The organism is Arthrobacter sp. FB24, from assembly GCF_000196235.1.
Lineage (GTDB): Bacteria > Actinomycetota > Actinomycetes > Actinomycetales > Micrococcaceae > Arthrobacter.
This window is the reverse complement of record NC_008541.1, coordinates 3,641,758-3,665,901: the sequence shown is the minus strand read 5'-3', so window position 1 is coordinate 3,665,901 and position 24,144 is coordinate 3,641,758. Positions and strand designations below refer to the sequence as shown.

Genomic DNA, 24,144 nt, shown 5'->3' with positions numbered 1-24,144 from the left:
GGAGCAAGCTCAAGGAAGGCCCTCCGGCAACCCCGGGCCCCGCAGAGCCTCCGTGCCGCAGGTCCTCAGCCTTGACCCCCGACTCGAGGAGAGCCCCATGAGCACCGCAACATTCAATGACCTGCTCGCCAAACAGGTGGGCAATGAATTCGCAGCATCCCAGCAGTACATCGCCATTGCGGCGTGGTTCGACGGGCAGGATTTGCCCAGGCTGGCCAAGCACTTCTACCGGCAGTCGCTGGAGGAGCGGAACCACGCGATGATGATGGTCCGGTACATCCTGGACCGCGGCATCAGGATTTCGATTCCCGGCATCGACCCGGTCCGGAACGACTTCACTTCGGCGGAGGAGCCCCTGGTCCTGGCCCTGGCACAGGAAATTGAGGTCACGGACCGCATCAAGGAGCTCTTCGCCGCGGCGAGGGCCGAAAACGACCCCCTGGGCGAACAGTTCATGCTCTGGTTCCTCAAGGAGCAGGTGGAAGAAGTCGCGTCCATGTCCACCCTCCTGAACGTCGCGCGCCGGGCGGACAACCTCTTCGACGTCGAGATGTTCCTGGCCCGCGAGCGGGTGGGTGACGCCGGCGGCGGCGCCGGTCATGGCGGCCACCATGGCGGCGGACATGGGGGTCACGGCGGCGGAGGCCACGACTCCGGAACGCCGGAAGCGGCGGGCGGGGCGCTCTGAAGCACGACGGCGGGACGTCGCGTTCGCGGCCGGGCGCGGCGTGGAAACGACGGCGGGGCCGCCTGTCAGGCGGCCCCGCCGGTATTGGCGATCAGTGATGGCGCACGTCGTTCCTGCGGGCCGCCTCAGCGACGGCCGTGCCACCGGTCCTCGGAGTCAACAACCTGGACGGCCACGCCCAGGGTACCGTCGGCCAGGCTTCCCCAGGCGTAGACGATCGTGTTCTTGCCACCCTCGACGGTGATGTCAGCCGGCCCGATCACGGGATCGGTGGTCCCGGCCGCGGCCACGGACGCCGAGATGGTTCCGGCCTTGAGCTTCAGGGTTGCCTCGTCCGGATTGCTGAGTCCCTCGATCACTGCCGATCCGCCGGCCAGGACGTCGACGGCGGGAGCCGCGGCTACGTGCCTGACCGTCAGCTTGCCCTTCTTGTCGTTGCGGGGAGCTTTGGTGTCGTTGGTGAAGAGCGTGGCCGTGGGGGCGCCGTCGGCGTCGAGGTGGGCCACCGCGGTGTAGTTGCCGCCTTCCTCCAGATCCACGGTCACCGGACCGATCACCGGGTTGTCGGCGCTGGTGGCGTTCCAGGCGGTGATGGCGATTTCGTAGTCGCCGGCATCCAGCTCCAGCGGGCCGGCCAGGGTTCCGGGAGTGAAATCATCCAGGGTGAGCTTGCCATCCACCCATACGTCCACGGTCAGGCCGGGCACGCCGTGCAGGACCGAGAGCTTGGCAGGGTCGTCGTCGTGGTGCCAGCCGCCGGCCTGTGCCGGGGTTGCGAAGGCCAGTGCGGCCGCGAGCGACAGTGCTCCGGCGGCATACGTTGTTTTGCGCATTTCAAACTCCTCAGAGGGACGCCCGGTAACGGGCTGTGTTTGTGCTTACGCCCTTACTACCTGCGGGACGTCCTCTTTGGATGCAAACTCATGGATCTTTTTTGGCGTCAGTTTTTCCGGTCCATCAGGAGGTTGGTGATCCGGAGGGTGCACAGGCGCTGCCCGGCCTCGTTGGTGAGCAGGACCTCGTGCGTGGTCAGCGTTCCGCCCAGGTGGATGGGTGTGGCCGTGATGGTGATCTGGCCCTCGCGCGCCGACTTGTGGTGGGTGGCGGAGACGTCCACGCCCACGGCGGTCTTGCCCATGGTGCTGGCGTGGATCACCGCGGCCCAGGAGCCCACGGCCTCGCCCACGGCCAAGGAGGCACCGCCGTGCAGCAGCCCGAACGACTGCCGGTTGCCCTCCACCGGCATCGTGGCAACAACGCGTTCCACGGATTCCTCGACGATCTTCACGCCCATCTTCTCGTCGAGTTCCCCCAGTGTGATCTTCCACAGTTCGGCGCTGCCGGTTTCGGGCTGCATGGTCACTTCTCTTTCCTTAGGGTGCCGCGGACGGCTTGCTTGGGCGGGACCGGCATTGGAACCAGTCCGGCTTCTCTAGTGTGCAGCAAGGCACATTCATGTACTGTAGACATATTACCGAACGGACGGTCAGTAATGCACTGGCCGTGATGATCTTGCCCCGCGCTGGAAGGACCCGTCAACGATGACCACCACTGCAACTGCTCCGAAATCCTCGCTGGACACTGTGGAGACTGTTCCCAGTTTTGTCCGGGACGCCTGGTGGACGCCCGACGCCGGAGCGACGGCTTCCGCCGTCCCCGTCCTGGACGCCAGCACCGGCGAGCTCCTCGCCAAGGTGAGCACCGAGGGACTGGACCTTGCCGACGTCGTGGATTACGGACGCACCACCGGCCAGAAGGAACTCGGCACGCTGACTTTCCACCAGCGCGCCCTCAAGCTCAAGGAACTGGCGCAGTACCTCAACGCCCGCCGCGAGCACTTCTATGAGCTGTCCGCCCAGACCGGCGCCACCAAGATCGATTCCATGGTGGACATCGACGGCGGAATCGGCGTGCTCTTCACCTTCGGCTCCAAGGGCCGCCGCGAGCTGCCCAACTCGCAGGTGGTGGTGGACGGCCCCATGGAGGTGCTGTCCCGCGACGGTTCCTTCGCCGGCGAGCACATCTACACCCGCATCCCGGGCGTCGCCGTGCAGATCAACGCCTTCAACTTCCCGGTGTGGGGCATGCTGGAGAAGTTTGCGCCCGCCTTCATCGCCGGTGTTCCCACCATCGTCAAGCCCGCAACTCCCACGGGCTACGTGGCGGCGGCCGTGGTCAAGGCCATGATCGAGTCCAACATCCTGCCCAAGGGCTCGCTGCAGCTCATCTCCGGCTCGGCCCGCACCATCCTGGACAACCTCGATTACCGCGACCTGGTGTCCTTCACCGGCTCGGCCTCCACGGCCAATTCACTGAAGTCGCACCCGAATGTGGTCAAGGGCGGCGTCCGCTTCACGTCGGAGACGGATTCGCTCAACGCCGCCATCCTGGGCCCGGACGCGGTCAAGGGCACCCCGGAGTTCGACGCTTTCATCAAGTCCGTGGTCACCGAAATGACCGTCAAGGCCGGCCAGAAGTGCACCTCCATCCGGCGCACCATCGTGCCACAAAGCATGGTGTCCGACGTCGTTGCCGCCGTGGGTGCCCGCATCGAGGAACGCGTGGTGCTGGGTGATCCCCGTGCCGAGGGCGTCACCATGGGTGCGCTCGCTTCCCTTGAGCAGCTGGCCGATGTCCGCGCCGCTGTTCAGTCAATGCTCGACGCCGGCGGCGAGCTTGCGTACGGCACGCTCGATTCGCCCAGGGTGACCAAGGCGGACGGGGGAGTTGACGTCGTCGAAGACGGTGCCTTCATGTCCCCGGTGCTGCTCAGCTGGGCGGACGCCGAAGCCGAGGAAGTCCACTCCCTGGAAGCCTTCGGCCCGGTGTCCTCCGTGATTGGCTACACCGACCTGGCCGACGCCGTGCGCCTGGCCGCCCGTGGTGGCGGCTCTCTGGTGGCTTCGGTGTGCACCAACGATCCCGAGGTTGCCCGCGAGCTGGTCACCGGGATCGCCGCGCACCACGGCCGCGTCCTGATGCTCAACCGCGAGGACGCCCGCAGCTCCACCGGTCACGGTTCGCCGGTGCCGCACCTGGTCCACGGCGGCCCGGGACGTGCCGGCGGCGGTGAAGAACTGGGCGGCATCCGTTCGGTGATGCACCACATGCAGCGCACCGCCATCCAGGGTTCGCCCAACATGCTCACCGCCGTCACAGGCATCTGGCACACGGGGGCCGACCGTAACTTCACGCTCGAGACCGAAGGCCAGCACCCGTTCCGGAAGCACCTGAGCACGCTGCACATTGGCGACGCGATCCGCTCCGAGCTGCGCGAAGTGAGCCTGGACGAGATCACCAAGTTCGCCAACTCCACGGGCGACACGTTCTACGCCCACACCAACCAGGAGGCTGCGGAGGCCAATCCGTTCTTCCCGGGCATTGTGGCGCACGGCTACCTGCTGCTGGCGTGGGGCGCCGGGCTGTTCGTGGAGCCTGCCCCGGGCCCTGTGCTGGCCAATTACGGCCTGGAGAGCCTGCGTTTCATCACCCCGGTGGCGGCGGGCGATTCCATCCGCGTCACCCTGACCGCCAAGAAGATCACCCCGCGCGAGACCGACGAGTACGGCGAAGTGGCCTGGGATGCGGTCCTGACCAACCAGAACGACGAAATCGTAGCCACCTACGACGTCCTCACCCTCGTCGAGAAGTAACCCGGAGACAACACAACCCCTGGGACGCTCTCTCACTTGTGGCGGGCTTTTCCCCAAGGCTCTCTCACTTGTGGCGGGCTTTTCCCCAATGCTCTCTCACCATCCGGGTGAGAGAGCGTTGGGGTTTTGGCTGAAGTTCAGCCTTGGCGGGCCTTCATTCGAGGGTTCTTCTTATTGATAACGAAGGTGCGGCCGCGACGGCGGACAATCTGGGCTCCAGGTATTTTCTTCAGTGCCCGCAGCGAGTTCCGAACTTTCATGATGTGCTCCTTTGCGATGTTTCGGTTGGGTGGTTAAGGCCGAATGGATCAGGGAATGCAGGGAATGAGGCTGTGCCCGAGAACATTTCCGTCTCTGACAGCTCACACGCCGTAAGCAACGCGGCGACCTCTGCGGCGTCGGCCTCGTCGCCCGTGACGGCCAGGACGGTCCCGCGGTCGCCGAAGTCCGGGTGCCAGTCGAGTGCGGAGTCGGGGCCGGCCTCCGGAGGCATGGACGGGCGGGATGCCCGGCCGGCCTGCCAGGGTCCAGTGTTTTCAAGCCACACGCGCGGGCCGATACCCTCGATGGCGATCCGGCAATCGGGAGCTGATGCCATCCAGAGCCGCCCACGGAGCCAGCAGCATCCCTCCGCAAGCGCCGCCAGGGCGTGCCGGAAGCGCTCAGGATGAAGGGGCCGCTCTATCCGCTGCACCACAGTGCTGAACGGTGTGCAAGACTGCGCGGGTACCGCACTGAGCCGGGTCTGGTCCTGGCCGTTGCCTCCGAAGGGTCATGCCGTCCCGGCCGGACGCCGCCGTCGCCAGTGGTCACCCTCGCGTGGGGGGCCAATTCCCGGATGAGCTGCATGCCACGTTCCCGGGCACCGGGATCCACTGGCACCAGGGCGGGGTCGGCCAGCAGGACCGTGTCGCTGAACGCGAGTTCCCCGACCAGGAATTCCCCCGGCGTCCGGTCATCGCTCGCAACCGGAGTGAAACCGGACTCGAACAAGGTGTGGTGGTCCCAGATCTGGTCCTCCACTGCATCGGGAGCGCAGGCAAGCACTGCCGAATCGACTGTGACTGATGCCCCGAGGCCTTTCAACAGTGCGTCCACGGCCGTCGCAGACGCCACGGCGGGCGGCAGGCCCAGAATAATGTGGGAGCCCTCCTCCAACAGACCGCCCACGGTGGGCACAACATGCAGGCGCACGGTGCAGCTGAGGCAGCCGTGCTCCAGTAGCGATTCGTCACGGTCAATCCGTGTGCCATCCCTGAAGATCCGGCGAATGACCAACCCGTCTTCGAGCAGGTCGTGGAATACAACTAGGGCGCCGGGCGAATCCGCGGCCAGGGCTGCGCAGGCCTGTTGCCGGCAGAAGCCATCCAGGGAACTTACAACTGTCACATTCATGATTCGAGAGTATATGAGAATCATTCTCATTTGCAAAGGGCGTCAAAATCCTGACGTCCGCGATCGCGTTCAGCAGATGGGGGGCGGATGTGAGAGAGGGTTGGGTGTTTTGGGGGCGGATGTGAGAGAGGGTTGGGTGTTTTGGGGGCAGAAGTGAGAGAGGGTTTCGTAAGATCTTTCCGGGCCGCCCCGGCGTAAAATTTTCAGCGTAGGAGGTGGCGAAATGTCCCTAGTTCTCAACAAAGCCACAACAGTCCTGCCAGTCGATGATGTAGAGCGTGCCCGGCATTTTTATGCGGACACTTTGGGGCTCCCGCACCGGGGCGTGGCAGATGACGGAAGCGAATTGTTCGGCTCGGAGGGCGGCCCGATGCTGCAGCTGATGCCGGTCAAGGATGGTAAGCATTCAGAGCACACCACCCTGAGTTTCGAAGTCAGCGAGATCGAACGCACGGTCAGGGAAATGGAAGCCAAGGGCGTCGCATTCCAGGACTACGATCTCCCGGATCTCAAGACCGAAAACCACATTTGTACAACTGAATCCGAGAAGTGCGCCTGGTTCATGGACTCCGAGCACAACATCCTCTGCGTGCACGAGAACATCAGCACGATGGCGGATTACCAGCTTTGACCCGCAGCTCCTGGCACCCTGCCTGAGGAACAGCGCCCCGCCCGTCGGGGCGCTGTTCTCCGTTAACTCTCCCTTTCAGCCGCCCCTTTTCAACCGACGCGAGGTGCAGCACCATGACTGACCCGCAGCCAGGGCAACCGCCCCCGGTTCCGCTCCGCCGCGGGTTTCAGTGGCTGCCGCGGACCAGGATCGGCAAGGTGGCGGGGATCCTGGACCTCGTCATGCTGGCTTTCCCGGCATGGGTCCTGCCGTCCTGGTTCCTCATCTCGTTTCTGGTTGGTGCGGGCGGCATGTTCGAGTCGCCCCGGGTGATTGCTGCGAATAGCCTCTTCCAGGCCCTGGTGGTGGCAGGCGTCCTGGTGGTCAACCTGGTGGCTCTGCTCTTTAGGAAGGACCACGCGATCCTGCTGGGGCTGGCCGCCGTCCTGCTCTCCGCCGTGTTGGCCTACGCGGGCTGGTACACCGCCCTGCACTCGTCAGGGTGACCCGGCCGGCGTCGTGGACCACGGCGTGACCGGCCGCTCCTGCCGGACGCCGTCCACGGTGATGTCCACGCGTTCGTTGAAGAAGCACACCAGCCCGTGGATTTGCGCGGCGTCGCGGAAGCGCTGGTCGTACATCCACGCGACGTTCCGGCCGTTTTCGGCAGGCGGGTAGCTCAGGTAGCTTGCCGTGCCCTTGTAGGGGCACACCGTCTTCTTGTCGCTGGCCTCCATGAGGTCCAGTCGCACGTCCGCCGGAGGGATGTAGTAGCGCACCGGCAGCATGGTCTCGTACAGCAGCTGCGCAGCGTTCGTGGCGGCCAGCGTGACGTCGTCGAGCCTTATCTCAACGGTGAGTGACGACGCCCGGATGTCCACGCGGTGAAACGGATCGCGGGGATGGCCGATGATCTCCTCGTCGTCCTCGAGCCAGTCGAAGGCGTTGAAGTCCAGCACCACGTGCCCGGCGAGGTCCGGATCAGCCGGCCGGAAGGCGGCGCGGGGCAGCCTCGCGTCGGAAGTCACGACGTCGAACTCCTCCCCGGCCGCTGTGTGCCGGCCGAAACCGGTGCGCGGATCCAGCGACGGCGGCGCGTCCAGCATGATTTGTACCCCGTATTCCGGGGTGTCGCCGGGCACCTGCGCGGGCTGCGCCAGCTCTGCCCGCAGGTCCACTTCGGGGACGGCGAAGACGGGGGTGATGCGTTTGGGCTCCCACACCAGGAGTGCGTAGTTCGTGTCGACGACGGCGTTCCCGCCCGCCAAGGCACGGACCCGTTTCGGGGTGGGCTGGTAGCGCAAATCCGGGAACGCGCCGAAGATGACGTCTGATAACTTCGTGGCCATGACTACAGGGTGAACGCCACTTTTCCCGCCGTCAATGACCGCCCCGGCAGCTGTTCGGCGGCCGGACGGAGACCATGGGGAGGAACAGACCTAGGGTGTCGCGTTGAGCCCTTTGAAAGCCATTGTGATGACGTCGTCGGCCAGCTTTTCAGGCGACAGCGAGCCGCCCGGCTTGTACCATTCGACGATCGAGTTGATGGTGCCGAAGAGGAGCCGGGTGACCGTGCGGGGATCGATGTCCTCGCGCAGGGAGCCTTCGTCGCGGGCGGCGGAGATCAGGGCCGCCACCTTGTGGTCGAAGGTGCGGCGGCGTTCCATGGCGTCGCGCTCGATGTCCGTGTTGCCGCGCAGGCGCAGCAGCAGGGTGACGAACGGAAGCCGTTCCACCAGCACGGAGATCGTCTCGCGGAGCACGAACTCCAGCCGCGCCTCGGCACTGCCGGACTGGGCCCGCGGCTGCTCCAGGATGGCCTCGAGCCCGCCCAGCGCCTCTTCCAGGGCAAGCTTGAGGAGATCGCCCTTGGACGGCACATGGTGGTAGATGGCCGACTTGGAAATCCCCAGGTTTTCGGCGAGGATGCCCATGGACGTGGCGTCGTAGCCGTGTCGGTTGAAGACCTCGACGGCGATCTGCAGCACCGACTGCTGGTCGTATCCCGGGCGGCCGCGCTTGGTTGGTGCATCAGTTGGAGACATACCGGCTATTTTCTCATGAACGTTCGGTCAATAGGCGCATCCGGTGTCATGTACCCGAAATCCCTTGCCTGCCCCGTGCTCCGGTGCTAGAAAAACGTATAGGAGTAACCACCGGCGCGGGGGCCGGTGCGAAGACTCAAAGAACTTCATAGACCGGGACGGGATCAGGCACCTCGGGCTGCCCGGCTGGCGGTTAGCCATCGGCACGTCACAGCGCTGTCGCGCATTGGCAGCAGTGCACTGAATGCCTCCCGTAAAAGGATGGTCCCCGGCTACAGCAGCCGGGGACCATCCCTATGTTCGGAAGCTACATGTTCGGAAGCTACGCCTTCGGGCGCAGGTCGTAGATCCGGCGGAGCTTGCCGTTTGAGCGCTCCAAGGAGCCGGGCTCTACGACGTCGACGGTGCAGGAAGACCCGACGTGGATCTTGATCTGCTGTTGCAGCATCTTGGCGGCCGGGGCGACACTCTCAATGGTCACCGATTCCCGGCGTTCGATCTTCACCGTGAGCTGGTCCATGCGCTGGCCCTCGGGGCGGGTGAGTTCCAGCTGGAAGTGCGGGCTCAGCTCGGGGATTCGCAACGCGATTTCCTCGATCTGCGAGGGGAACAGGTTGACGCCGCGCAGGATGATCATGTCGTCACTGCGGCCGGTGATGCGGCCCATGCGGCGGTGGGCCGGGCGGGCGGTGCCGGGCAGCAGGCGCGTGAGGTCCTTGGTGCGGTAGCGGATGATGGGCAGCGCTTCCTTGGTCAGCGAGGTGAACACCAGTTCGCCGTGTTCACCGTCGCCCAGTACCTTCGTGGGGTCGAACGCGTCAATGATCTCGGGACGGAAGTGGTCCTCCCAGATGTGGCTGCCGTCCTGGGTTTCCACGGCTTCGCCGGCCACGCCGGGGCCCATGACCTCGGAGAGCCCGTAGATGTCGCAGGCCTTGATGTTCATGGTCACTTCGAGTTCGTGGCGCATCTCCTCGGTCCACGGCTCGGCGCCCAGCACGGCGTACTTGAGCGAGGTGGAGGCCGGGTCGATGCCCTGCTTCATCATCGCGTCGGCGATGGTGAGCAGGTAGGTGGGGGTGGCCAGGATCGCGTCGGGCTTGAAGTCCTGGATCAGGGTGATCTGGCGTTCGGTCTGGCCGCCCGAGATCGGGATGACCGTGCAGCCGAGTGCCTCGGCGCCGGCGTGGGCGCCCATGCCGCCGGTGAACAGGCCGTAGCCGTAGGCGTTGTGGACCTTCATGCCGGGGCGGACGCCGGAGGCGCGGAGGGAACGGGCCACCAGCTTGGCCCAGTCGGCGAGGTCCTTCTTGGTGTAGCCGACGACGGTGGCCCGGCCGGTGGTGCCGGAGCTCGCGTGGATGCGGGCCACCTCGTGCTGCGGCACGGCAAACATGCCGAAGGGGTACTCCAGGCGCAGGTCTTCCTTGGTGGTGAAGGGGAACTTGCCCAGGTCGGAGAGCTCGCGGAGGTCCGTGGGGTGGACGCCGGCCTCGTCGAACTTGCGCTTGTACAGCGGAACGCGGTCATAGGCGTAGGCGACCGTGTGCTGGAGGCGGCTCAGCTGCAGTGCCTCCAGCTCGTCGCGGGATATGGTTTCTTCGCGGTCCAGCACGGCGTCGGTGGCGGCTGCTGGTTCAGTGGCGTGGAGGGTCATCTGGGGTCCCTGTTTCTATTTCTTGGAGATGGTGCGGCAGCGGCCGCGGAACTCGGCGATGAGCTCGCCCGGGGTTTCTTCTGGGCCGGCGCCGGCGGGTGGTTCCGCCGGGGAGCTGGCGGTGTGGCCGCCTGTGTAGTCACCTGCGGCGGGGTGGGGATCTGCGGCGAAGATCTGGACGTCGTAAAGACCGCTGCGGCCGGCATGGGCGCGGCGGTTTGCGACGGCGGTGATCACCTGGCCCGTGAAGGCCGGCTTGAGGAAATTGATGTCGACGCCGGAGGCAACGGTGATCGTGTCCGCGCCGGCCTGCGGGTCTGCCGGGTTGCAGGCCAGGGCGAATGCGGTATCGCCGAAGGCGAAGATCATTCCGCCGTGGGCCATGCCGAAGCCGTTGAGCATTTCCTGCCGGAGCGTCATGCGGATGGTGGCGTGACCGTCGTCCACTTTGAGGACTTCGATGCCCATCCATTCGGAGGCATAGTCGTTTTCGAGGATGGGGTGGGTGGCCCCGGAGAGTGTTGCTTCAGCCATGCGTCATTGCCTCCAGCTTTATTTACCGAATGTTCATTAGGTAATCCCATTTTGGGGCATGCTGTCAAGGGCCGGTGCTGATTTCGGCGCTGATCCCGGCGTTCAGGCGGGGTTGTTCCCGCCGGCCGGGCCGGAAGCCCCTAGCTGCCGGCGGCCGCTGACGCCATCATGAAACGACCACCACCCGCTGCAGGACGCTGCTGTGTGGACGCTGAGAGGGGAACTCCGATGAAGGTGCTTGTGGCGTATGCGAGCCGGCATGGCGCAACTGCCGGGATTGCCGAGCGGATTGCTGCCGGCCTGGGGACGGCCGGACTGGACGCCGAAGCCCGCTCGGTGAGCCAGTACTTCGATGCAACCCCGTACGACGCCTTCGTCATCGGCGGGGCAACGTACATGGCCCATGTCATGAAGGATGTCACTGCCTTCGTCAAGACCCATGAAGTCCTCCTGTCGGACAGGCCTGTCTGGCTGTTCAGCAGCGGACCGCTGGGCACGGACCGCGTTGATGCTCAGGGCCACGATGTCCTTGAGTCCACCAGGCCCAAGGAGTTTGAGAAGCTATCCGGGCTTGTGCACGCCCGCGGGGAGCAAGTGTTTTTCGGAGCCTGGGATCCGGAAGCGCCACCCGTCGGGGTGGCCGAGAAGCTGATGAAGCTCATGCCGGCCGCAAAAGATGCGTTGCCCGCCGGGGATTTCCGGGACTGGGACGCGGTGGACGCCTGGACGGCGGAGATCGCGGCGGCGCTCAAGTCCTGATCGCAAACGGCATGAGTTGGCCGGTCCGGCGGGTGCCGCAGCTGCACTCGTCAGGGTACGATCAGAGCCGGGGAAACCGACCCACGACAGGGGCCCAATGGATGGAATTTTGGGGCGGGCGGAGACGTACTCCAGTGTGTTGGGTGCGTCCAAATTGCTGGCCGGAACGTTTATTTTTGATGTTAAAGCCGGGACCATGGAGTGGTCGGATGAGCTCTACGCCATCCACGGCTATCGTCGCGGGGAAGTCGTCCCTACCCAGAAGCTGTTGCTGGCGCACAAACACCCTGAGGACCTTCCGCGGATCCAGCAGATCAGCGCTGAGGTTTATGCGCGCGGCGGCCACGTGGCCATTTATCATCGCGTGATCGATGCCGCGTCGCGCGAGCGCAAGGTGCTGACGGCGGGGGAGGCGGTGCTGGACGACGCCGGGAACCTGTCGACTGTTTCGGGAGTCATGCTTGATCTGACGTCGACGATCCATCGGGAAACGGAGCTGGCCGCCCGGGAAGCCGTCCGGGGCGCAATGGGTACCCGGAGCACCATCACCAAAGCCGAAGGCATTCTCATGGGGCGGCTGGGCATCGGGTCGGCCGAGGCTTTCCAGTTGTTGACCAACTACAGCAACAACAGAAATATCAAGCTCGCCGGCATCGCGTGCGGGCTCGTGGCCCTTGCCGACAACCCTGCGGACACGGGAACGTTGGGGCGCTTCATTCAGGAACTGAGCGAGGCCCGTCACCAGCGCCCGGACCCTCCGTCCCGCTGGGGCCGCCCGCACGGCTGAGCGCGGTCCGACGCCCATAAACCATCTGCGAAAAACTCGGACCCATCCTATTCCGCCACCGTTCCGAACCTCTTCCGGGGAAATTTTGAATCTCTGGAACCGGGGAGGTACGGGTATGCAGGAAGACGATCAACAAGCTCTCACTGCCACAGTGATCCGTGAGCTGGCGATCGATCCTTTTACGCTCTGGATGCATTACCTGAGCATTGGCGGGAAACTCGAGTATCAACCGGTCCTGGCTTACGTCCAGGGCCGCGGGCCGCTGCCGGTCAAGGAACGGGACATGGTTTCCGTGGCGGTGAACGATTTTGCGCTGGAGCCGCTGTGGCGGCCGCGGGCACCCTATTCGGATTCGGAAACCGCCTGACGCTCGTAGCCACGCCAGGCCGTCACGAAGCCTGACCCTCGCCGACGGGCTTTCGACGGCGGCGGAGCAGTCCCAGGCAGAGCGCGGCCGCCGCTGCGGCTGCGGCCGCGACGATGCCGAACGGCACGGGATCGCTGGCGCCGCCGATGCCCACCAGGGGAGCGGCCAGGCCTCCGAAAGCGAACCGCGCCAGGCCCAGGAGCGACGAGGCTGTGCCGGCGATGTCCGGGTATCCCTTGAGCGCGAGCGAGGTGGCCGGCGGGCTGGTGACGGCCACCCCGCTGACCATGGTGAACAGGGACAGGATGATGGCGATCAGGGGCAGGTGCAGGATCGCGGTCGCCAGCAGGCCCAGCGCACCGGCGAGGGTCATGGCCAGGCCGGCGGCAAGGGTTCCCCGCTCGGACCAGTGCTCGGCCAGGCGGCCGGCAATGAACCCGAAGATCACGAAGCCCAGGGAGTTCAGCCCGAACGCGAACGAGTAGCCCTGCGGCGAGAGGCCGTACATGCCTTGCAGGATGTAAGTTGCCCCGCTGAGGTAGGCGAAGATGGCGGAGTAGGTGAAACCGGTGATCAGGACCGCTCCCACGAACATCGGGTCGGCAAGGAGCCGGCGGAAGTCGTTGAACGTGTGGGAGAGGCCTCCCGTGCTGCGCCGGCCTTCCGGCAGCGTCTCGTGGAAGATCATCAGGCACGCCGCAAGGATGGCCACACCCACCGCCGCGAGGAACAGGAAGACTCCGCGCCAGTCCGTGACTGCTGCCAGCTGGCCGCCGATCACGGGGCCGATGATGGCGGCCAGCCCGCCCAGGACGGTGAGGCGGCCGTAGTACCGGATCAGCTTCCCGCCCGAGTACACGTCCCGGCCTGCCGCCTGGGCGATGACGATGCCCACGGCGCCGGCGAGGCCCTGGACGAACCTGGCGGCGATGAGGGTTTCAACGGTGGGACTGAGCGCGCACAGCACCGAGGTGACGGTGTAGGCGATCACACCGATGAGCAGCGGCGGCCGGCGGCCGAACCGGTCAGAGAGCGGGCCGGAAACCACCTGGCCGATGGCCAGGCCGAGCAGGCAGGCGGAGATGGTCAGCTGCGCCACGGACGTTGTGCTGTTGAGCTCGGAGGTGAGGGCCGGCAGCACGGGAAGATAGAGGTCCATGGAGATCGGGCCGAAAATTGTCAGCAGGCCAAGGACCACCGCCAGCGGCCGGCCGACGGCCTGTTTGGGTGCGGGAGCTGGCCCGGGTGCGGGGGCTGGCCCGGGTGCGGTGGCGTGCGCAGGGGTGCCGGTGGCGGTCATGCTGGCTCCGTTCCAGTGATGATTTCGGGTTGGATTCCAAGTCAACCGGGCTGCGCCGCTCCTAGCGACGGCTCTCCTTATCCGGGTTCTGGCAGTACCTCCCTCGGCCGGCCCGCCCCGGTGTAGCGTGAACGGGTGGATAACAGGATGGCGGTGCGGGAATTCCTCGCCTCAAGACGCGCCAAGATCACCCCGGAAATGGCCGGACTGACGCTCTTTGGCGGACGACGGCGGGTCCCCGGCTTGCGCCGGGAAGAGGTCGCCATGCTGGCGGGGGTCAGTGTGGATTACTACACCAAGCTGGAACGTGGAAACCTGTCCGGCACCTCCGAAAGCGTGCTTGACGCCATCGCCAGGGCACTGAAACTGGACGAGGCCGAACGGGACCACCTCTACAACCTTGCGCGTGCGGCCGGCGCTTCCGGCAGGAGCAGGCCACGCCCAATCCAGAGCGGGAACGTCCGGCCCGCCCTCCAGTTCATGCTGGACGCCATCACCGGGGCGCCGGCCTTCATCGGCAACCAGCACATGGACATTATGGCCGCCAACCAGCTCGGCTACGCCCTGTACTCCGAGATGTACCGCGGGCCCGCCCGGCCGGCCAACCACTCCCGTTTCATCTTCCTTGACCCCAAGGCCCGGGACTTCTACCCCAACTGGGAACTGGCGGCCAACACCAACGTGGCAATCCTGCGCACCAACAGCGGCCAGAACCCCTTCGACAAACGCCTGGCGGACCTCGTCGGTGAACTGTCCACGCGCAGCGAGGAATTCCGGACCCGCTGGGCAGCCCACAACGTGCGCCGCCATTACGCCGGCACCAAGGTGTTCCACCACCCGGTGGTGGGGGAGCTTGAGCTCACGTACGAAGCCATGGATCTCGCCGAGGACCCGGGCTGCCGGCTCACGGTCTATCCGGCCGTGCCCGGATCGCCCTCCGACGAACGCCTGCGGCTGCTCGCCAGCTGGGCCGCCACAGAGCGAATCGCCGAACTGGCTCTCGGGGCGGCCCCGCAAGCCTCGTGGAGAAACCCGGCCAACAAGTGAAAGTATGGAGGGACGTAGCACCACCACGTCACTACCTAAGGGCGGACCATGGCCAAGGGGATTTACGTCAGCGCGACCACACCGGGATCCGGTAAGTCGCTCATAGCGCTGGGGCTTGCGGACACGCTGCACCGGCATGCGGACCGTATCGGCTTTTTCAAGCCCGTGGTCCACGGCCCCGACGCCGCGTCGGACCCCATGGTGGCGCTGATGAAGTCCCGCTTCGATCTCGACGACGACCGCTGCCGCGGCGGCCTGACGTATGCCGAGGTCCGCGCCCTGCTGGCCGAGGGAAACCGGGCGGAGATCGACGCCCGCTGCGTGGAGATCTTCGCCGAAATGTCACGGCACTGCGACGTGGTGATCGTGGAGGGCACCGACCTCACCGGCCAGGACGCCGCCGTCGAATTCGACCTCAATGCACGCCTCGCGAACAACCTGGCCGCCTCCATCGTGGCGGTGGTCGGCGCGAAGGGGCGGACGGTCGAGGAGGCGGCTGACGCCGTCGAGGTGGCCCGCAAGGAACTGGCAGCGGAACGCTGCAGCCTGCTGGCCATCATGGTGAACCGCGCGGACCCGGAGGACGTGGACGGGATCGTGGCCGCCGTGAAGCCCGGCGCCTCCGGCCGGCCCGTTTATGTGTTCCCGGAGCTGGAGGACATTGCCCGGCCCACCACCGGCGAGGTGGCCACGGCCCTGGGGGTCGGCCAGGTGGCCGGCCGGCAGGACATGGAACGCGACGTCCACTCCATCAAGGTGGCGGCCATGAGCGTGGCCAACTTCCTGCACGTGCTCGACGACGGCGCGCTGGTGATCGTGCCGGGTGACCGTGCGGACGTGATGGTCGCGTGCCTGGCGTCGTCATTCTCGCCGGAGTTCCCGGTGCCGTCAGCACTGATCCTCACCGGCGGCCTGGCCCCGGAACCGAACATCTACTCGATGCTGGCGCAGGCGCCGTTCCCCGTGTTCGCCAGCCCGGACGACACCTACACCACGGCCAAGCGGGTGTCCGAGGTCCGCAGTGAAATCTGGTCCGGGCACCGACGCAAGGTGGCCTCGGCCCTGGGGCTGTGGGCCAGGCGGGTGGACGAGGCCGAGCTGGTGGAACGCCTGCACCTGCCGCGGCTGGAGCGGATGACGCCGCTGCGGTTCCTGCACGACCTGATTGAGCGGGCCAGGCTGCAGCGCCGGCACATCGTGCTGCCCGAGGGAAACGACGTGCGGATCCTGCGGGCGGCGGAGATCCTGCACCGGCGGGACGTCTGCGACCTCACCATCCTGGGCAACGAGTCGGACGTCCGGGAGCTGGCGTCCACACAGGGCATTGACCTCTCCGGCATGACCATCGTGGATCCCGCCACGTCCGAACTGCGCCGGCAGTTTGCCGAGAAGTATGCGGAGCTCCGCGCGCACAAGGGCGTGGACCTGGCCCGGGCCCTGGAGGTCATGCTGGACGGCAGCTACTTCGGCACCATGATGGTGCAGCTGGGCGTGGTGGACGGCATGGTGTCCGGTGCCGCGCACACCACCGCCCACACCATCCGTCCGGCGCTGGAGTTCGTGAAGACCCGCGACGGCGTGAAGATCGTCTCCTCGGTGTTCCTGATGCTGATGCCGGACCGGGTGCTGGTGTATGGCGACTGCGCGGTCAACCCGGACCCCAACGCGGAGCAGCTGGCAGACATCGCGCTGGCCTCGGCCGAGACGGCCACGCAGTTCGGCGTGGAGCCGCGCGTGGCGATGCTGTCCTACTCCACCGGCGGGTCCGGAACAGGCGAGGCCGTGGACAAAGTCCGGCAGGCCACCGAACTGGTGAAGGGCCGCCGCCCGGACCTCGCCGTCGAAGGCCCCATCCAGTACGACGCCGCCGTGGACGCAGCGATCGCGCAGTCCAAGATGCCCGGATCGTCCGTGGCCGGGCAGGCCACCGTGTTCATCTTCCCGGACCTCAACACCGGCAACAACACCTACAAGGCGGTGCAGCAGTCCTCGGGGGCGGTCGCCGTCGGGCCCGTCCTGCAAGGGCTCCGCAAGCCGGTGAACGACCTCTCCCGCGGCTGCACGGTGGAGGACATCGTGAACACGGTGGCCATCACCGCGGTGCAGGCGCAGTCCGTGGCGCCGGTCCAAGAGCCGGCCGCCGCGGCCGCGCACGCGTAGCCGAGGTGCCGGCCCCGGCGCCGGTCAGCTGGCTCCCGCTAGCTGTTTTCCGGCTCGGCGGGACTGTCCGGGTCTTCCTGCTTGGCCGGCTCATCAGCCAGGCCTTCCGGGGTGAGGTCCAGGTCCTCCACGTTCTCGGGCGGCTCGGGGGAGTCGCCCACCTCGGCTGCCTTGACGTTGCCGGTGTCGTCCAGGGCCGGGTTGGCGCCTTCGACGCCGGTGGGATCCGGCTTCTTCGCCCCGGTGTCCGGCGCAGTGTTGTCCGCCGCAGTGGTGTCCGGCTCGCTGGCGTTGTCGGTCATGGAAAGGCCCTCCTTGCGTAGTCCAATTTGTCCGCCGACTCTAAGCGCCCGCAGAACCTTTCGCAATGGCGCTACGATCGAACTTCCACCGACCACCGCAGCAGCCAAGGCTTAGGAGGCCCAGTGCTCGTCCTCGTCATCAACTCCGGTTCGTCCTCGCTCAAGTACCAGGTTCGTGATGTGGCATCGCACAGCGTCCTCACCGAGGGACTGATCGAAAAGATCGGCATGGGCAACGGCGGTGAAGGTGACGGCGAGATCGAGGGCCCGCGGGACCACGCGGAGGCTCTGGAGCAGGTGGACGCAGCCATCCACGAAGTGCTGGGCGACAGGACGCTGGATGCCGTGGGCCACCGCGTGGTGCACGGCGGCGAGCGCTTCGGCGAGCCGGTGCTGATCGACAACGAGATCACCCGCGCCATCGAGCGGCTCAACCCGCTGGCGCCCCTCCACAACCCCGCCAACGTGCTGGGCATCCGCGCCATCGCCAAGAAGTGGCCGGACATGCCGCAGGTTGCCGTGTTCGACACCGCCTTCCACCGCACGCTGCCCGAGCACGCCTGGCGCTACGCGGTGCCGGACTCGCTGTACACCAACCACGGAATCCGCCGTTACGGCTTCCACGGCACCTCGCACGAGTACGTGTCCCACCAGGCGGCGGCGCTGCTGGACCTTCCGGTGGAAGAGTTCGACGGCGTGATCGCCCACCTGGGGAACGGCGCTTCCGTCACGGCCATCCGCGGCGGAAAGTCCGTGGACACCTCCATGGGCTTCACCCCGCTGGAGGGGCTGGTGATGGGCACGCGCTCGGGCGACCTCGACCCCTCCATCCTGGTGTTCCTGGGCCGCGCCGGCTGGTCCACCGAGGACATCGACTCGCTGCTCAACCGCGAATCCGGGCTCAAAGGCCTCGCCGGGAACAACGACATGCGCTCCGTGGTGGAGGCCTCCGAAGCCGGCGACGCCCGCGCGGCCACGGCGCTCGCCGTCGCGTCCTACCGTCTGGCCAAGTACATCGGCGGCTACCACGTGGCCGTGGGCGGAGCCAAGGCCCTGGTGTTCACCGCCGGCATCGGCGAAAACTCGCACCTGTTCCGCGCGCTGGTGGGGGACAAGCTGGGGGCGCTGGGCGTAGAGCTCGACGCCGGGCTGAACAGTCAGCGGTCCAAGGAACCGCGCGTGATTTCCACCGCGGCGTCCCTGATCCCTGTCCTGGTGGTGCCCACCGACGAGGAGCGCGCCATCGCGGAGGCAACCGCCGCCGTCGTGCATTCCGCCTCCTGACCCGGACGCTCTCTCACTTTTGGCCGCCTTTCCCGGGACGCTCTCTCACTTTTGGCCGCCTTTCCCGGGACGCTCTCTCACTTGTGGCAATCGTTTCAGCTCAGGCGCGGCCCTTGAGGATGAGGTTCCAGTAGACCTGCGGGAAGATGTCGCGGTCCACCACCCAGGAAGCCCGGCTTTCTTTCCAGGTGGGGACACGCGGGATGGTGGGCATCGGCCGGTACTGGTCGTCGAATTCCGCGAAGATCACGGTGGACCGGGAGGCGGTGAACGGGCACACCGCGTAGCCGTTGTACTTCTGCTTTAGCGGTTTGCCTTTCCGGGCCGCCACCAGGTTCTTCGCCAGCACTTTGGCCTGCTTGCGCAACGCTCCGCCGCACTTGGAGTTGGTGGTGCCCGCGGCATCGCCCAAGGACCAGACATTCGGGTAGCGGACATGCTGCAGGGTTTCCGGGTCCACCTCCACGAAGCCGCCCGCGTCGCCGGGCGCGGGCAAGTCGCTGCGCTTGAGCCAGTCCGGCGCCGACTGCGGCGGGACCGCATTCAGGACGTCGTATCTCAGTTCCTCGGTGCCGCCATCGGAGTTGTTCCGGATGTGCGCCGTCCGGGCCGCCGGGTCCACGGCGACCAGTTCGCTGTTGAGCCGCAGCTCGATGCCGTATTCGGCCACTTTCCGGTCCAGCTCCTCGTCCACGCCCGGGACGCCGAACACGGTGGGGTAGGGCTGGACCATCACCACACGGATGTCATCGAGGACGCCCTGTTCCCGCCAGTAGTCGCAGGCCAGGTACATGGGCTTTTGGGCGGCGCCGCCGCATTTGATGGGCCCGGCCGGCATGGTGAATACCGCGGTGCCGGACTTCAAGGTGCTGAGCAGGGTCCAGGCCTTTGGCGCCAGCTCGAACTCGTAATGGGAAGCGCCATGCGGCGAGTGGACTGCCTCGGCCAGGCCGGGAACCTGGTCCCAGTCGAGTTGCAGGCCGGGGCATACCACCAGGTGGCCGTAGGTGATTTTGGCGCCGGAGGCCATCGTGACGGTGTTCGCGGCGGCGTCGACGCCGGCTGCAGCGCCGTGCAGCCACGTCACTCCCCGCGGGGTGACGGAAGCCTGCGGCCGGATGGCCTCGGAGGCGGTGGCCCGGCCGCCGGCAATGTGGGAGAACAGCGGCTGGTAGAGGTGGTGGTCTTTGGGCTCGGCCACGGCCACGTCCTTGACGCCGTAGCGGTGCAGGCGCGCCGCCAGGGAGATTCCGGCATTGCCGCCGCCAATGATCAGGACGTCGTGGTGCTCCCGCGCGGGCACGGCCCTAGCCCTTCTCGGTCAGGGCGGATGCCTTGTGGGCTGCGCGTGCACCCGTCTTCGCGGACTCCACCACGTACTGGGGTTCTTCCTCGCTGGCGCGGTGCTTGTTTCCGTCCAGGTCGAAGTCGCTGGTCTTTTTCTCCACGATCTTGCCGTGGGTGGGCCCCTGGGGCGTGTTCCACTCCACGGATGTTCCCTTGCGTAGCGCCATGACTGCTCCTTCGGTGTGACCCTGACAGCTGAACCGGCCAATTGAACCTCTGCCAATTGAACCGGCTGGAAACGAGGTGCACACAATAGTAAGCATGGTTAGCTTCCTGGCGTCGCCGGCGGCGGTCACGGGCTGGGGCAACCGGGGGATCCCAGGTCTCTGGTCTGAGCAGTTGCGCAGGCGTAAAGTCCGTCCATGGCGAACGATCCTGTTGACACGAATCCGGAGAATTACCGGGTGGCTTTCGAAAACGAGCTGGTCCGCGTCCTCGAGTACACGGACATACCCGGGCATAAGACCACTGAGCACAGCCATCCCGACAGCGTGATGATTACGCTCAGTGCTTTCCGCCGTCGTATTACCTCAAACGGGAATTCCGTGGAAGTGGAGCTGCCGCCCGGGGTGGTCCGCTGGCTGCCCGCGCAGGATCATTCCGGAGAAAACATCGGGGAAACCGAAACTCACACTTTTTTTGTTGAGCTCAAGGGTTCTGCCCGGCCCGCGGACAGTCAGGCGCCTCAACCGCTCGGACCCAGCGGCTCATAGGCCTTGCCGGACATCGGACTGGACGTCAGTCCGCCGAAGTGCGCTCCCAGGTGTTCGGCCTCGAAGAGGAGTACCTGCGCCCCTTGGGCGTGCGTGCGGCCGCCTTCATCGTGACCGAGCCGATCCTGAATGCCCGCTGCCGGACCATGAAGGCCGCCACCTCGTCCGAGCGGAGACTGTAGAGCCCGGCCAAACGGTCGACCTGTCGGGCCAGTGCAAGTCCGTGGCCGACGCGGAGAGCGGTCAAGGCACTGTTCAGTGCCGAGCCCTTGGGAGCTTCCGGACCGGGACTGCCCGGTTCCCGGGGTTGGGGTAAGTGGGTGGCCGCACCCCGCAAGCCAGGCGAATTGCAGGAGGGTACGCTCAATCCATGCCGGACATCAGACTGCCCATCCGCACCGAACGCCTGGTCCTGCGCCGCTTCGAAGCCGCGGACCTTGACGCCTTCCATGCCTACCACTCGCTGCCCGGCACCGCGCGGTTCCTGCCAGGGGAGGCCAAGAGCTACACGCAGTGCATGGAACGGGTGGGCAAGTACGCCAATTTTGTGTTCGACCAGGAGGGCGACTGGGTGGCGCTGGCCATCGAGGCCGCGGACTCGCCCGGCCTGATCGGCGAGGTGGTGCTCAAATGGCTACCGGGCTTCGGGCAGGCCGAGGTGGGCTGGAGCCTGGCCCCAGGAGCGCGCGGCCACGGCTACGCCACCGAAGCGGCCGAGGCGGTGCTTAAGCTCGGCTTTGAGGGCCTGAACTTCCACCGGATCGACGCCAAGCTGGATGCGCTGAACACGGCATCGGCAGCCATCTGCGAGCGGCTGGGCATGCGCCTCGAGGCCAAGCATGTGGACAAGTGGCGGTACAAGGGGGAGTGGGCCACGGAAGTTGTCTACGCCATCCTGCGTGACGAATGGGCTGCACGGACGCGTTGACGGTAACCCGCACACTCATCGATTTGACGATTTTGGCCGCTACGCACCTCGCATAGCGGCCAAAATCGGCAAATCGCCCGGGGCTTCGGCAGGCTCATCCACCGTCAGGCCCACTCGACGGACAGCCTTACTCGCCGTTCGACGTGGGTCCAGGTGTGGCCAGTGCCGGTTCCGTCGGCGTCACGGTCGGCGTGATCGTCGGCTCCGCAGTCGCAGCTGGTGTCTCCGTTGCCGCACCTCCGGTGGCGGGAGCAGCGGGCGCCGGATCCGCCGTCGTCGCTCCTGCGGGGACCGTTGGCGCCGCCGTGGCTCCGGGTGAGGGGGCCTGGCTGGATCCGGGGGTCGCGGTAGCCGTGGAGCTTGGTGTCGCGGACGTCGCGGCGCCCTTGGTGGCGCTGGGGTCGTTCCGGACGATCTCCATGACCTGCTCCTTGAATCCTTCGAGGCGTCCCTGGATTTCGGACAGCGGAACGTTCTGCAGGTTCCGCCCGAATTCGGCAATCTCGGCCCACAGCGCGTTGAGCCGGGCCATGCCGTCACCGCTGAGCGGTCCGTCCAGCGTGAGCACCAGCTGGTTGGCCAGCGCATACGTGAGGCACCGGACGCAGTTGTAGTTCGCGGCTGCGGACAGGTTCTCCGGAACAATCACATCCGCCTGGCCCACGATCAGCACCACCTGGAAACCCACTGCCACCGCGGCGCAGTCGGAGCAGCTGGCGAAGGCGTAGGCCTCGTTGGTGGTGTCCACCGGTTCGCCGTCCTCGGCCCAGACGAGCGCGAAGGCGACGTCGTACACCACCGAGCCGTCCTGCGTGTTGACCGCCAGCGCCTGGTTGTCGCCCTCTTCGGGTGCGGCCGGCTGGTTGAACGGGAACACCCACGACGGCGGTGCGGCGGCACCGCTGCCGGCGTCCGGGGTGCCGGCGGCGGCTGGACCCGTGCGGGGCACCATCACCATGCTCAGCTGGGGCTGTTCCCTCGTGGGCTTGGCTGCACCCGCAGGCCACAGTGCCACAGTCTTTCCCGCGCGTCCTTCCCGAAGCGTTGTGGACGACGCCGTGGGGAACACCGCCGTCGTAACGTCAGCCAGGGTGCCGCGTTCGTACGGCTGCACCGGCCGGTACGTGTCCGCTCCGGGCCACCACGCCCAGGCCAGGCCGGCGGTCACAGCAGCGACGGCGGCCATCGCGACCCCGCGCTGGATTGCCTTGCCGCGGGTCTTCTGCCAGAGCCCCGTGGTCAGCTGACGGACCAGGCGCAGCAGGACGTAGAAGATGCCCACCACGGGCAGCGCGACGGCGGCGATCGCCAGGGCGCGGACGGCGGCGCCGGCGACGTCCCCGGCAGCGAGGCTGTCGGTCAGCTGGGACTGTTGTTTGAGCACGCTGGCCCACGCCGTGCCCAGAAGCCGCGGCAGTGAGATCACCATCATTGCCAGGCTGAACAACAGCAGCGGCACGGTGACCAGCACCCAGATGGTCACCACGGCCCGGGCCCAAGGCTTGAGCACCTGGGCCTCCGGGTCCGACCGGCGCCAGGGCAGCAGTCCCAACAGGGTCGGCTTGATGCGCTGGAAGAGGTCCGGGACCCCGGTGGCGTCGGCCAGGATGTGGTAGCCGTCGAATCTGACCAGGGGGAGGAGCTGCCGGACCATCTGCAGGATCTGGGTGACCACCACCAGCAGCAGCGCGTCGAAACCGGTGGCCCACCAGACACCCATGATGGCCACGGCCACGATCGCGTTGAAATACAGTCCGCCAAGGTCCGTGCGGATCCGGCCGCCGCGGCCCAGCCGGTAGGAGTCGGTGACGTCGGTGAAGAAAGCGGGCCAGATCAGGTAGAGGCCGGCGCCCATCGCTCCCGGCGTGGCACCGCCACGGCGTGCGGCGGCGGCATGGCCGAACTCGTGGAAGCCGGCGGACAAAACGGTGACGGCCAGGACCAGCAGCACCAGGGCCGGGTTGGCGAAGGCGTCGTGCGTGGCGGAGCCGAGTCCCTTGACCATCAGCACCCACCAGCAGGAAGCGAGGAACGCTGCGCACACCGCCACGATGATGAGCGGATTGAAGAGCGCTGCAAACGGGGCGGTCAGTTTCCGCGTGCGGTCCGGATCGGTGACGGTGTAGCGGAAGCGCATCCCCAGCAGCGGGTCGGCTTTCCTGACCTCCGGCTGCGAACCGTCGGCCAGCCGGAGCAGTCCCAGGGGCAGCAGCTGCGAGCTGATCAACGTGCGGACGTTGTCCGGGCTGACCAGCCTGCCGAAGCGGGCGCTGGCATGCTCTGCAACCTCGTCGACGCTGCGGTTGCCGTCGATCGCCTCGAGTACCAAGTAAAGCAGGCGGGTGAGCTGGATGGCCTGCCCGTCGGCGCGCCTCACCAGCGAGGGCGGCTCGCGGTAGCCGGATCCCTGTGTTTCGCCGATCAGCTCGATGCCGTCGGCCCGGAAGGGAACGTCGGGCAAATCAACAGCGGGCCCGGAGTCTTCCGGCTGGCGTCCGGCGGTGGTGGGCGCGTAAGAGGCCGGCGGGCCGTCCAACCGGGACGGCCCGCCGTGCACTGTACTCATGA

General features: G+C 66.6%; 27 protein-coding genes. 12 read left to right on the top strand and 15 right to left on the bottom strand.

Annotated features, from left to right (window positions below; translation table 11 throughout):
• Positions 1-97: 97 nt before the first annotated feature.
• The gene (locus ARTH_RS16520; protein WP_011693085.1) at positions 98-688 is read left to right on the top strand and encodes a ferritin; all 591 of its coding nucleotides are present in this window, start codon (positions 98-100) and stop codon (positions 686-688) included.
• 125 nt (positions 689-813) lie between these two features.
• On the opposite strand, the gene ARTH_RS16515 is transcribed toward ARTH_RS16520, so the two are convergent.
• Together ARTH_RS16515 and ARTH_RS16510 are read right to left on the bottom strand one after the other, a co-directional pair.
• Entirely contained in the window at positions 814-1,521 is a 708-nt protein-coding gene (locus ARTH_RS16515) for a DUF4397 domain-containing protein (protein WP_011693084.1), read from the bottom strand.
• Positions 1,522-1,628: 107 nt separating this feature from the next.
• Positions 1,629-2,045 carry a PaaI family thioesterase gene (locus ARTH_RS16510; protein ID WP_043430976.1) on the bottom strand — a complete coding sequence of 139 codons (417 nt, stop codon included), beginning with the start codon at positions 2,043-2,045 and terminating at the stop codon, positions 1,629-1,631.
• 184 nt (positions 2,046-2,229) lie between these two features.
• On the opposite strand from ARTH_RS16510, the gene paaZ reads away from it, so the two are divergent.
• Complete coding sequence (paaZ, locus tag ARTH_RS16505) at positions 2,230-4,341, top strand: phenylacetic acid degradation bifunctional protein PaaZ (RefSeq protein ID WP_011693082.1); 2,112 nt, start codon at positions 2,230-2,232, stop codon at positions 4,339-4,341.
• 137 nt (positions 4,342-4,478) lie between these two features.
• Here the strand turns inward: paaZ and ykgO are convergent, their stop codons facing one another.
• Genes ykgO through ARTH_RS24305 form a run of 3 tightly spaced genes read right to left on the bottom strand, consistent with a single transcriptional unit; the run spans position 4,479 to position 5,730 of the window.
• Entirely contained in the window at positions 4,479-4,601 is a 123-nt protein-coding gene (gene ykgO, locus ARTH_RS23585) for a type B 50S ribosomal protein L36 (RefSeq protein ID WP_011693081.1), read from the bottom strand.
• Positions 4,598-5,035, bottom strand: coding sequence for a GTP-binding protein (locus tag ARTH_RS24310; RefSeq protein WP_232223665.1), 438 nt, complete (start codon positions 5,033-5,035; stop codon positions 4,598-4,600). Before ARTH_RS24310 ends, ykgO begins: the two co-directional genes overlap by 4 nt.
• Entirely contained in the window at positions 5,023-5,730 is a 708-nt protein-coding gene (locus ARTH_RS24305) for a hypothetical protein (protein WP_232223537.1), read from the bottom strand. The genes ARTH_RS24310 and ARTH_RS24305 overlap by 13 nt, the downstream gene beginning before the upstream one ends.
• A gap of 229 nt (positions 5,731-5,959) precedes the next feature.
• Here ARTH_RS24305 and ARTH_RS16495 point away from each other — a divergent pair, with 229 nt between their 5' ends.
• Entirely contained in the window at positions 5,960-6,367 is a 408-nt protein-coding gene (locus ARTH_RS16495) for a VOC family protein (RefSeq protein ID WP_011693078.1), read from the top strand.
• A gap of 113 nt (positions 6,368-6,480) precedes the next feature.
• Positions 6,481-6,852 carry a hypothetical protein gene (locus ARTH_RS16490; RefSeq protein WP_011693077.1) on the top strand — a complete coding sequence of 124 codons (372 nt, stop codon included), beginning with the start codon at positions 6,481-6,483 and terminating at the stop codon, positions 6,850-6,852.
• Here the strand turns inward: ARTH_RS16490 and ARTH_RS16485 are convergent.
• The 4 genes from ARTH_RS16485 to ARTH_RS16470 all read right to left on the bottom strand — a co-directional run bounded on the left by ARTH_RS16485 (position 6,844) and on the right by ARTH_RS16470 (position 10,582).
• Positions 6,844-7,695, bottom strand: a complete 852-nt coding sequence (locus ARTH_RS16485; RefSeq protein WP_011693076.1) for a DUF427 domain-containing protein — start codon at positions 7,693-7,695, stop codon at positions 6,844-6,846. The genes ARTH_RS16490 and ARTH_RS16485 overlap by 9 nt on opposite strands.
• A gap of 90 nt (positions 7,696-7,785) precedes the next feature.
• Positions 7,786-8,391 (bottom strand): TetR/AcrR family transcriptional regulator, encoded by a 606-nt coding sequence (locus ARTH_RS16480; protein ID WP_011693075.1) that lies wholly within the window; start codon positions 8,389-8,391, stop codon positions 7,786-7,788.
• 322 nt (positions 8,392-8,713) lie between these two features.
• Positions 8,714-10,048 (bottom strand): phenylacetate--CoA ligase PaaK, encoded by a 1,335-nt coding sequence (gene paaK / locus ARTH_RS16475; RefSeq protein WP_011693074.1) that lies wholly within the window; start codon positions 10,046-10,048, stop codon positions 8,714-8,716.
• A 15-nt stretch (positions 10,049-10,063) separates the two neighbouring features.
• Positions 10,064-10,582 (bottom strand): hotdog fold thioesterase, encoded by a 519-nt coding sequence (locus ARTH_RS16470; protein WP_011693073.1) that lies wholly within the window; start codon positions 10,580-10,582, stop codon positions 10,064-10,066.
• Between the two features lie 228 nt (positions 10,583-10,810).
• Between ARTH_RS16470 and ARTH_RS16465 the strand changes: the two genes are divergently transcribed.
• The 3 genes from ARTH_RS16465 (at position 10,811) to ARTH_RS16455 (ending at position 12,495) form a co-directional block, all read left to right on the top strand.
• Positions 10,811-11,341 (top strand): flavodoxin domain-containing protein, encoded by a 531-nt coding sequence (locus ARTH_RS16465; RefSeq protein WP_011693072.1) that lies wholly within the window; start codon positions 10,811-10,813, stop codon positions 11,339-11,341.
• 97 nt (positions 11,342-11,438) lie between these two features.
• Positions 11,439-12,128 carry a PAS and ANTAR domain-containing protein gene (locus ARTH_RS16460; RefSeq protein ID WP_011693071.1) on the top strand — a complete coding sequence of 230 codons (690 nt, stop codon included), beginning with the start codon at positions 11,439-11,441 and terminating at the stop codon, positions 12,126-12,128.
• A 115-nt stretch (positions 12,129-12,243) separates the two neighbouring features.
• Positions 12,244-12,495: a hypothetical protein gene (locus ARTH_RS16455; RefSeq protein WP_011693070.1), complete on the top strand. Its 252-nt coding sequence runs from the start codon at positions 12,244-12,246 to the stop codon at positions 12,493-12,495.
• Positions 12,496-12,517: 22 nt separating this feature from the next.
• Here the strand turns inward: ARTH_RS16455 and ARTH_RS16450 are convergent, their stop codons facing one another.
• A complete protein-coding gene (locus ARTH_RS16450) occupies positions 12,518-13,795 on the bottom strand; it encodes a multidrug effflux MFS transporter (RefSeq protein WP_011693069.1) in 1,278 nt (425 codons plus the stop codon).
• A 135-nt stretch (positions 13,796-13,930) separates the two neighbouring features.
• On the opposite strand from ARTH_RS16450, the gene ARTH_RS16445 reads away from it, so the two are divergent.
• Complete coding sequence (locus tag ARTH_RS16445) at positions 13,931-14,842, top strand: helix-turn-helix transcriptional regulator (protein ID WP_052309720.1); 912 nt, start codon at positions 13,931-13,933, stop codon at positions 14,840-14,842.
• 48 nt (positions 14,843-14,890) lie between these two features.
• Positions 14,891-17,002 carry a phosphate acetyltransferase gene (pta, locus tag ARTH_RS16440; protein WP_011693067.1) on the top strand — a complete coding sequence of 704 codons (2,112 nt, stop codon included), beginning with the start codon at positions 14,891-14,893 and terminating at the stop codon, positions 17,000-17,002.
• Positions 17,003-17,040: 38 nt separating this feature from the next.
• Here the strand turns inward: pta and ARTH_RS16435 are convergent, their stop codons facing one another.
• Positions 17,041-17,304: a hypothetical protein gene (locus ARTH_RS16435; protein WP_011693066.1), complete on the bottom strand. Its 264-nt coding sequence runs from the start codon at positions 17,302-17,304 to the stop codon at positions 17,041-17,043.
• A gap of 123 nt (positions 17,305-17,427) precedes the next feature.
• On the opposite strand from ARTH_RS16435, the gene ARTH_RS16430 reads away from it, so the two are divergent.
• The gene (locus tag ARTH_RS16430; protein ID WP_011693065.1) at positions 17,428-18,588 is read left to right on the top strand and encodes an acetate kinase; all 1,161 of its coding nucleotides are present in this window, start codon (positions 17,428-17,430) and stop codon (positions 18,586-18,588) included.
• 100 nt (positions 18,589-18,688) lie between these two features.
• On the opposite strand, the gene ARTH_RS16425 is transcribed toward ARTH_RS16430, so the two are convergent.
• The gene (locus ARTH_RS16425) at positions 18,689-19,891 is read right to left on the bottom strand and encodes an NAD(P)/FAD-dependent oxidoreductase (RefSeq protein WP_011693064.1); all 1,203 of its coding nucleotides are present in this window, start codon (positions 19,889-19,891) and stop codon (positions 18,689-18,691) included.
• A gap of 4 nt (positions 19,892-19,895) precedes the next feature.
• On the bottom strand, positions 19,896-20,102 hold the full coding sequence (locus tag ARTH_RS16420) for a DUF2945 domain-containing protein (protein WP_011693063.1): 207 nt from the start codon (positions 20,100-20,102) through the stop codon (positions 19,896-19,898).
• 195 nt (positions 20,103-20,297) lie between these two features.
• Between ARTH_RS16420 and ARTH_RS16415 the strand changes: the two genes are divergently transcribed.
• Complete coding sequence (locus tag ARTH_RS16415) at positions 20,298-20,648, top strand: hypothetical protein (RefSeq protein ID WP_011693062.1); 351 nt, start codon at positions 20,298-20,300, stop codon at positions 20,646-20,648.
• 25 nt (positions 20,649-20,673) lie between these two features.
• On the opposite strand, the gene ARTH_RS23955 is transcribed toward ARTH_RS16415, so the two are convergent.
• The gene (locus tag ARTH_RS23955; protein WP_156810696.1) at positions 20,674-20,895 is read right to left on the bottom strand and encodes a hypothetical protein; all 222 of its coding nucleotides are present in this window, start codon (positions 20,893-20,895) and stop codon (positions 20,674-20,676) included.
• Between the two features lie 123 nt (positions 20,896-21,018).
• Here ARTH_RS23955 and ARTH_RS16410 point away from each other — a divergent pair, with 123 nt between their 5' ends.
• The gene (locus ARTH_RS16410) at positions 21,019-21,576 is read left to right on the top strand and encodes a GNAT family N-acetyltransferase (protein ID WP_011693061.1); all 558 of its coding nucleotides are present in this window, start codon (positions 21,019-21,021) and stop codon (positions 21,574-21,576) included.
• A 127-nt stretch (positions 21,577-21,703) separates the two neighbouring features.
• Here ARTH_RS16410 and ARTH_RS16405 read toward each other — a convergent pair whose 3' ends face one another.
• Positions 21,704-24,142 carry a hypothetical protein gene (locus ARTH_RS16405; protein WP_011693060.1) on the bottom strand — a complete coding sequence of 813 codons (2,439 nt, stop codon included), beginning with the start codon at positions 24,140-24,142 and terminating at the stop codon, positions 21,704-21,706.
• Positions 24,143-24,144: the final 2 nt, after the last annotated feature.

Coding starts and splice junctions, on each gene's coding strand:
- ARTH_RS16435 (WP_011693066.1), bottom strand. CDS start 17,304: ATGACCGACAACGCCAGCGAGCCGGACACCACTGCGGCGGACAACACT.
- ARTH_RS16450 (WP_011693069.1), bottom strand. CDS start 13,795: ATGACCGCCACCGGCACCCCTGCGCACGCCACCGCACCCGGGCCAGCC.
- ARTH_RS16495 (WP_011693078.1), top strand. CDS start 5,960: ATGTCCCTAGTTCTCAACAAAGCCACAACAGTCCTGCCAGTCGATGAT.
- ARTH_RS16455 (WP_011693070.1), top strand. CDS start 12,244: ATGCAGGAAGACGATCAACAAGCTCTCACTGCCACAGTGATCCGTGAG.
- ARTH_RS16485 (WP_011693076.1), bottom strand. CDS start 7,695: ATGGCCACGAAGTTATCAGACGTCATCTTCGGCGCGTTCCCGGATTTG.
- ARTH_RS16470 (WP_011693073.1), bottom strand. CDS start 10,582: ATGGCTGAAGCAACACTCTCCGGGGCCACCCACCCCATCCTCGAAAAC.
- ARTH_RS16410 (WP_011693061.1), top strand. CDS start 21,019: ATGCCGGACATCAGACTGCCCATCCGCACCGAACGCCTGGTCCTGCGC.
- ARTH_RS16465 (WP_011693072.1), top strand. CDS start 10,811: ATGAAGGTGCTTGTGGCGTATGCGAGCCGGCATGGCGCAACTGCCGGG.
- ARTH_RS16510 (WP_043430976.1), bottom strand. CDS start 2,045: ATGCAGCCCGAAACCGGCAGCGCCGAACTGTGGAAGATCACACTGGGG.
- ykgO (WP_011693081.1), bottom strand. CDS start 4,601: ATGAAAGTTCGGAACTCGCTGCGGGCACTGAAGAAAATACCTGGAGCC.
- paaZ (WP_011693082.1), top strand. CDS start 2,230: ATGACCACCACTGCAACTGCTCCGAAATCCTCGCTGGACACTGTGGAG.
- ARTH_RS16480 (WP_011693075.1), bottom strand. CDS start 8,391: ATGTCTCCAACTGATGCACCAACCAAGCGCGGCCGCCCGGGATACGAC.
- ARTH_RS16490 (WP_011693077.1), top strand. CDS start 6,481: ATGACTGACCCGCAGCCAGGGCAACCGCCCCCGGTTCCGCTCCGCCGC.
- ARTH_RS16405 (WP_011693060.1), bottom strand. CDS start 24,142: ATGAGTACAGTGCACGGCGGGCCGTCCCGGTTGGACGGCCCGCCGGCC.
- pta (WP_011693067.1), top strand. CDS start 14,891: ATGGCCAAGGGGATTTACGTCAGCGCGACCACACCGGGATCCGGTAAG.
- ARTH_RS16460 (WP_011693071.1), top strand. CDS start 11,439: ATGGATGGAATTTTGGGGCGGGCGGAGACGTACTCCAGTGTGTTGGGT.
- paaK (WP_011693074.1), bottom strand. CDS start 10,048: ATGACCCTCCACGCCACTGAACCAGCAGCCGCCACCGACGCCGTGCTG.
- ARTH_RS16415 (WP_011693062.1), top strand. CDS start 20,298: ATGGCGAACGATCCTGTTGACACGAATCCGGAGAATTACCGGGTGGCT.
- ARTH_RS16515 (WP_011693084.1), bottom strand. CDS start 1,521: ATGCGCAAAACAACGTATGCCGCCGGAGCACTGTCGCTCGCGGCCGCA.
- ARTH_RS16520 (WP_011693085.1), top strand. CDS start 98: ATGAGCACCGCAACATTCAATGACCTGCTCGCCAAACAGGTGGGCAAT.
- ARTH_RS16420 (WP_011693063.1), bottom strand. CDS start 20,102: ATGGCGCTACGCAAGGGAACATCCGTGGAGTGGAACACGCCCCAGGGG.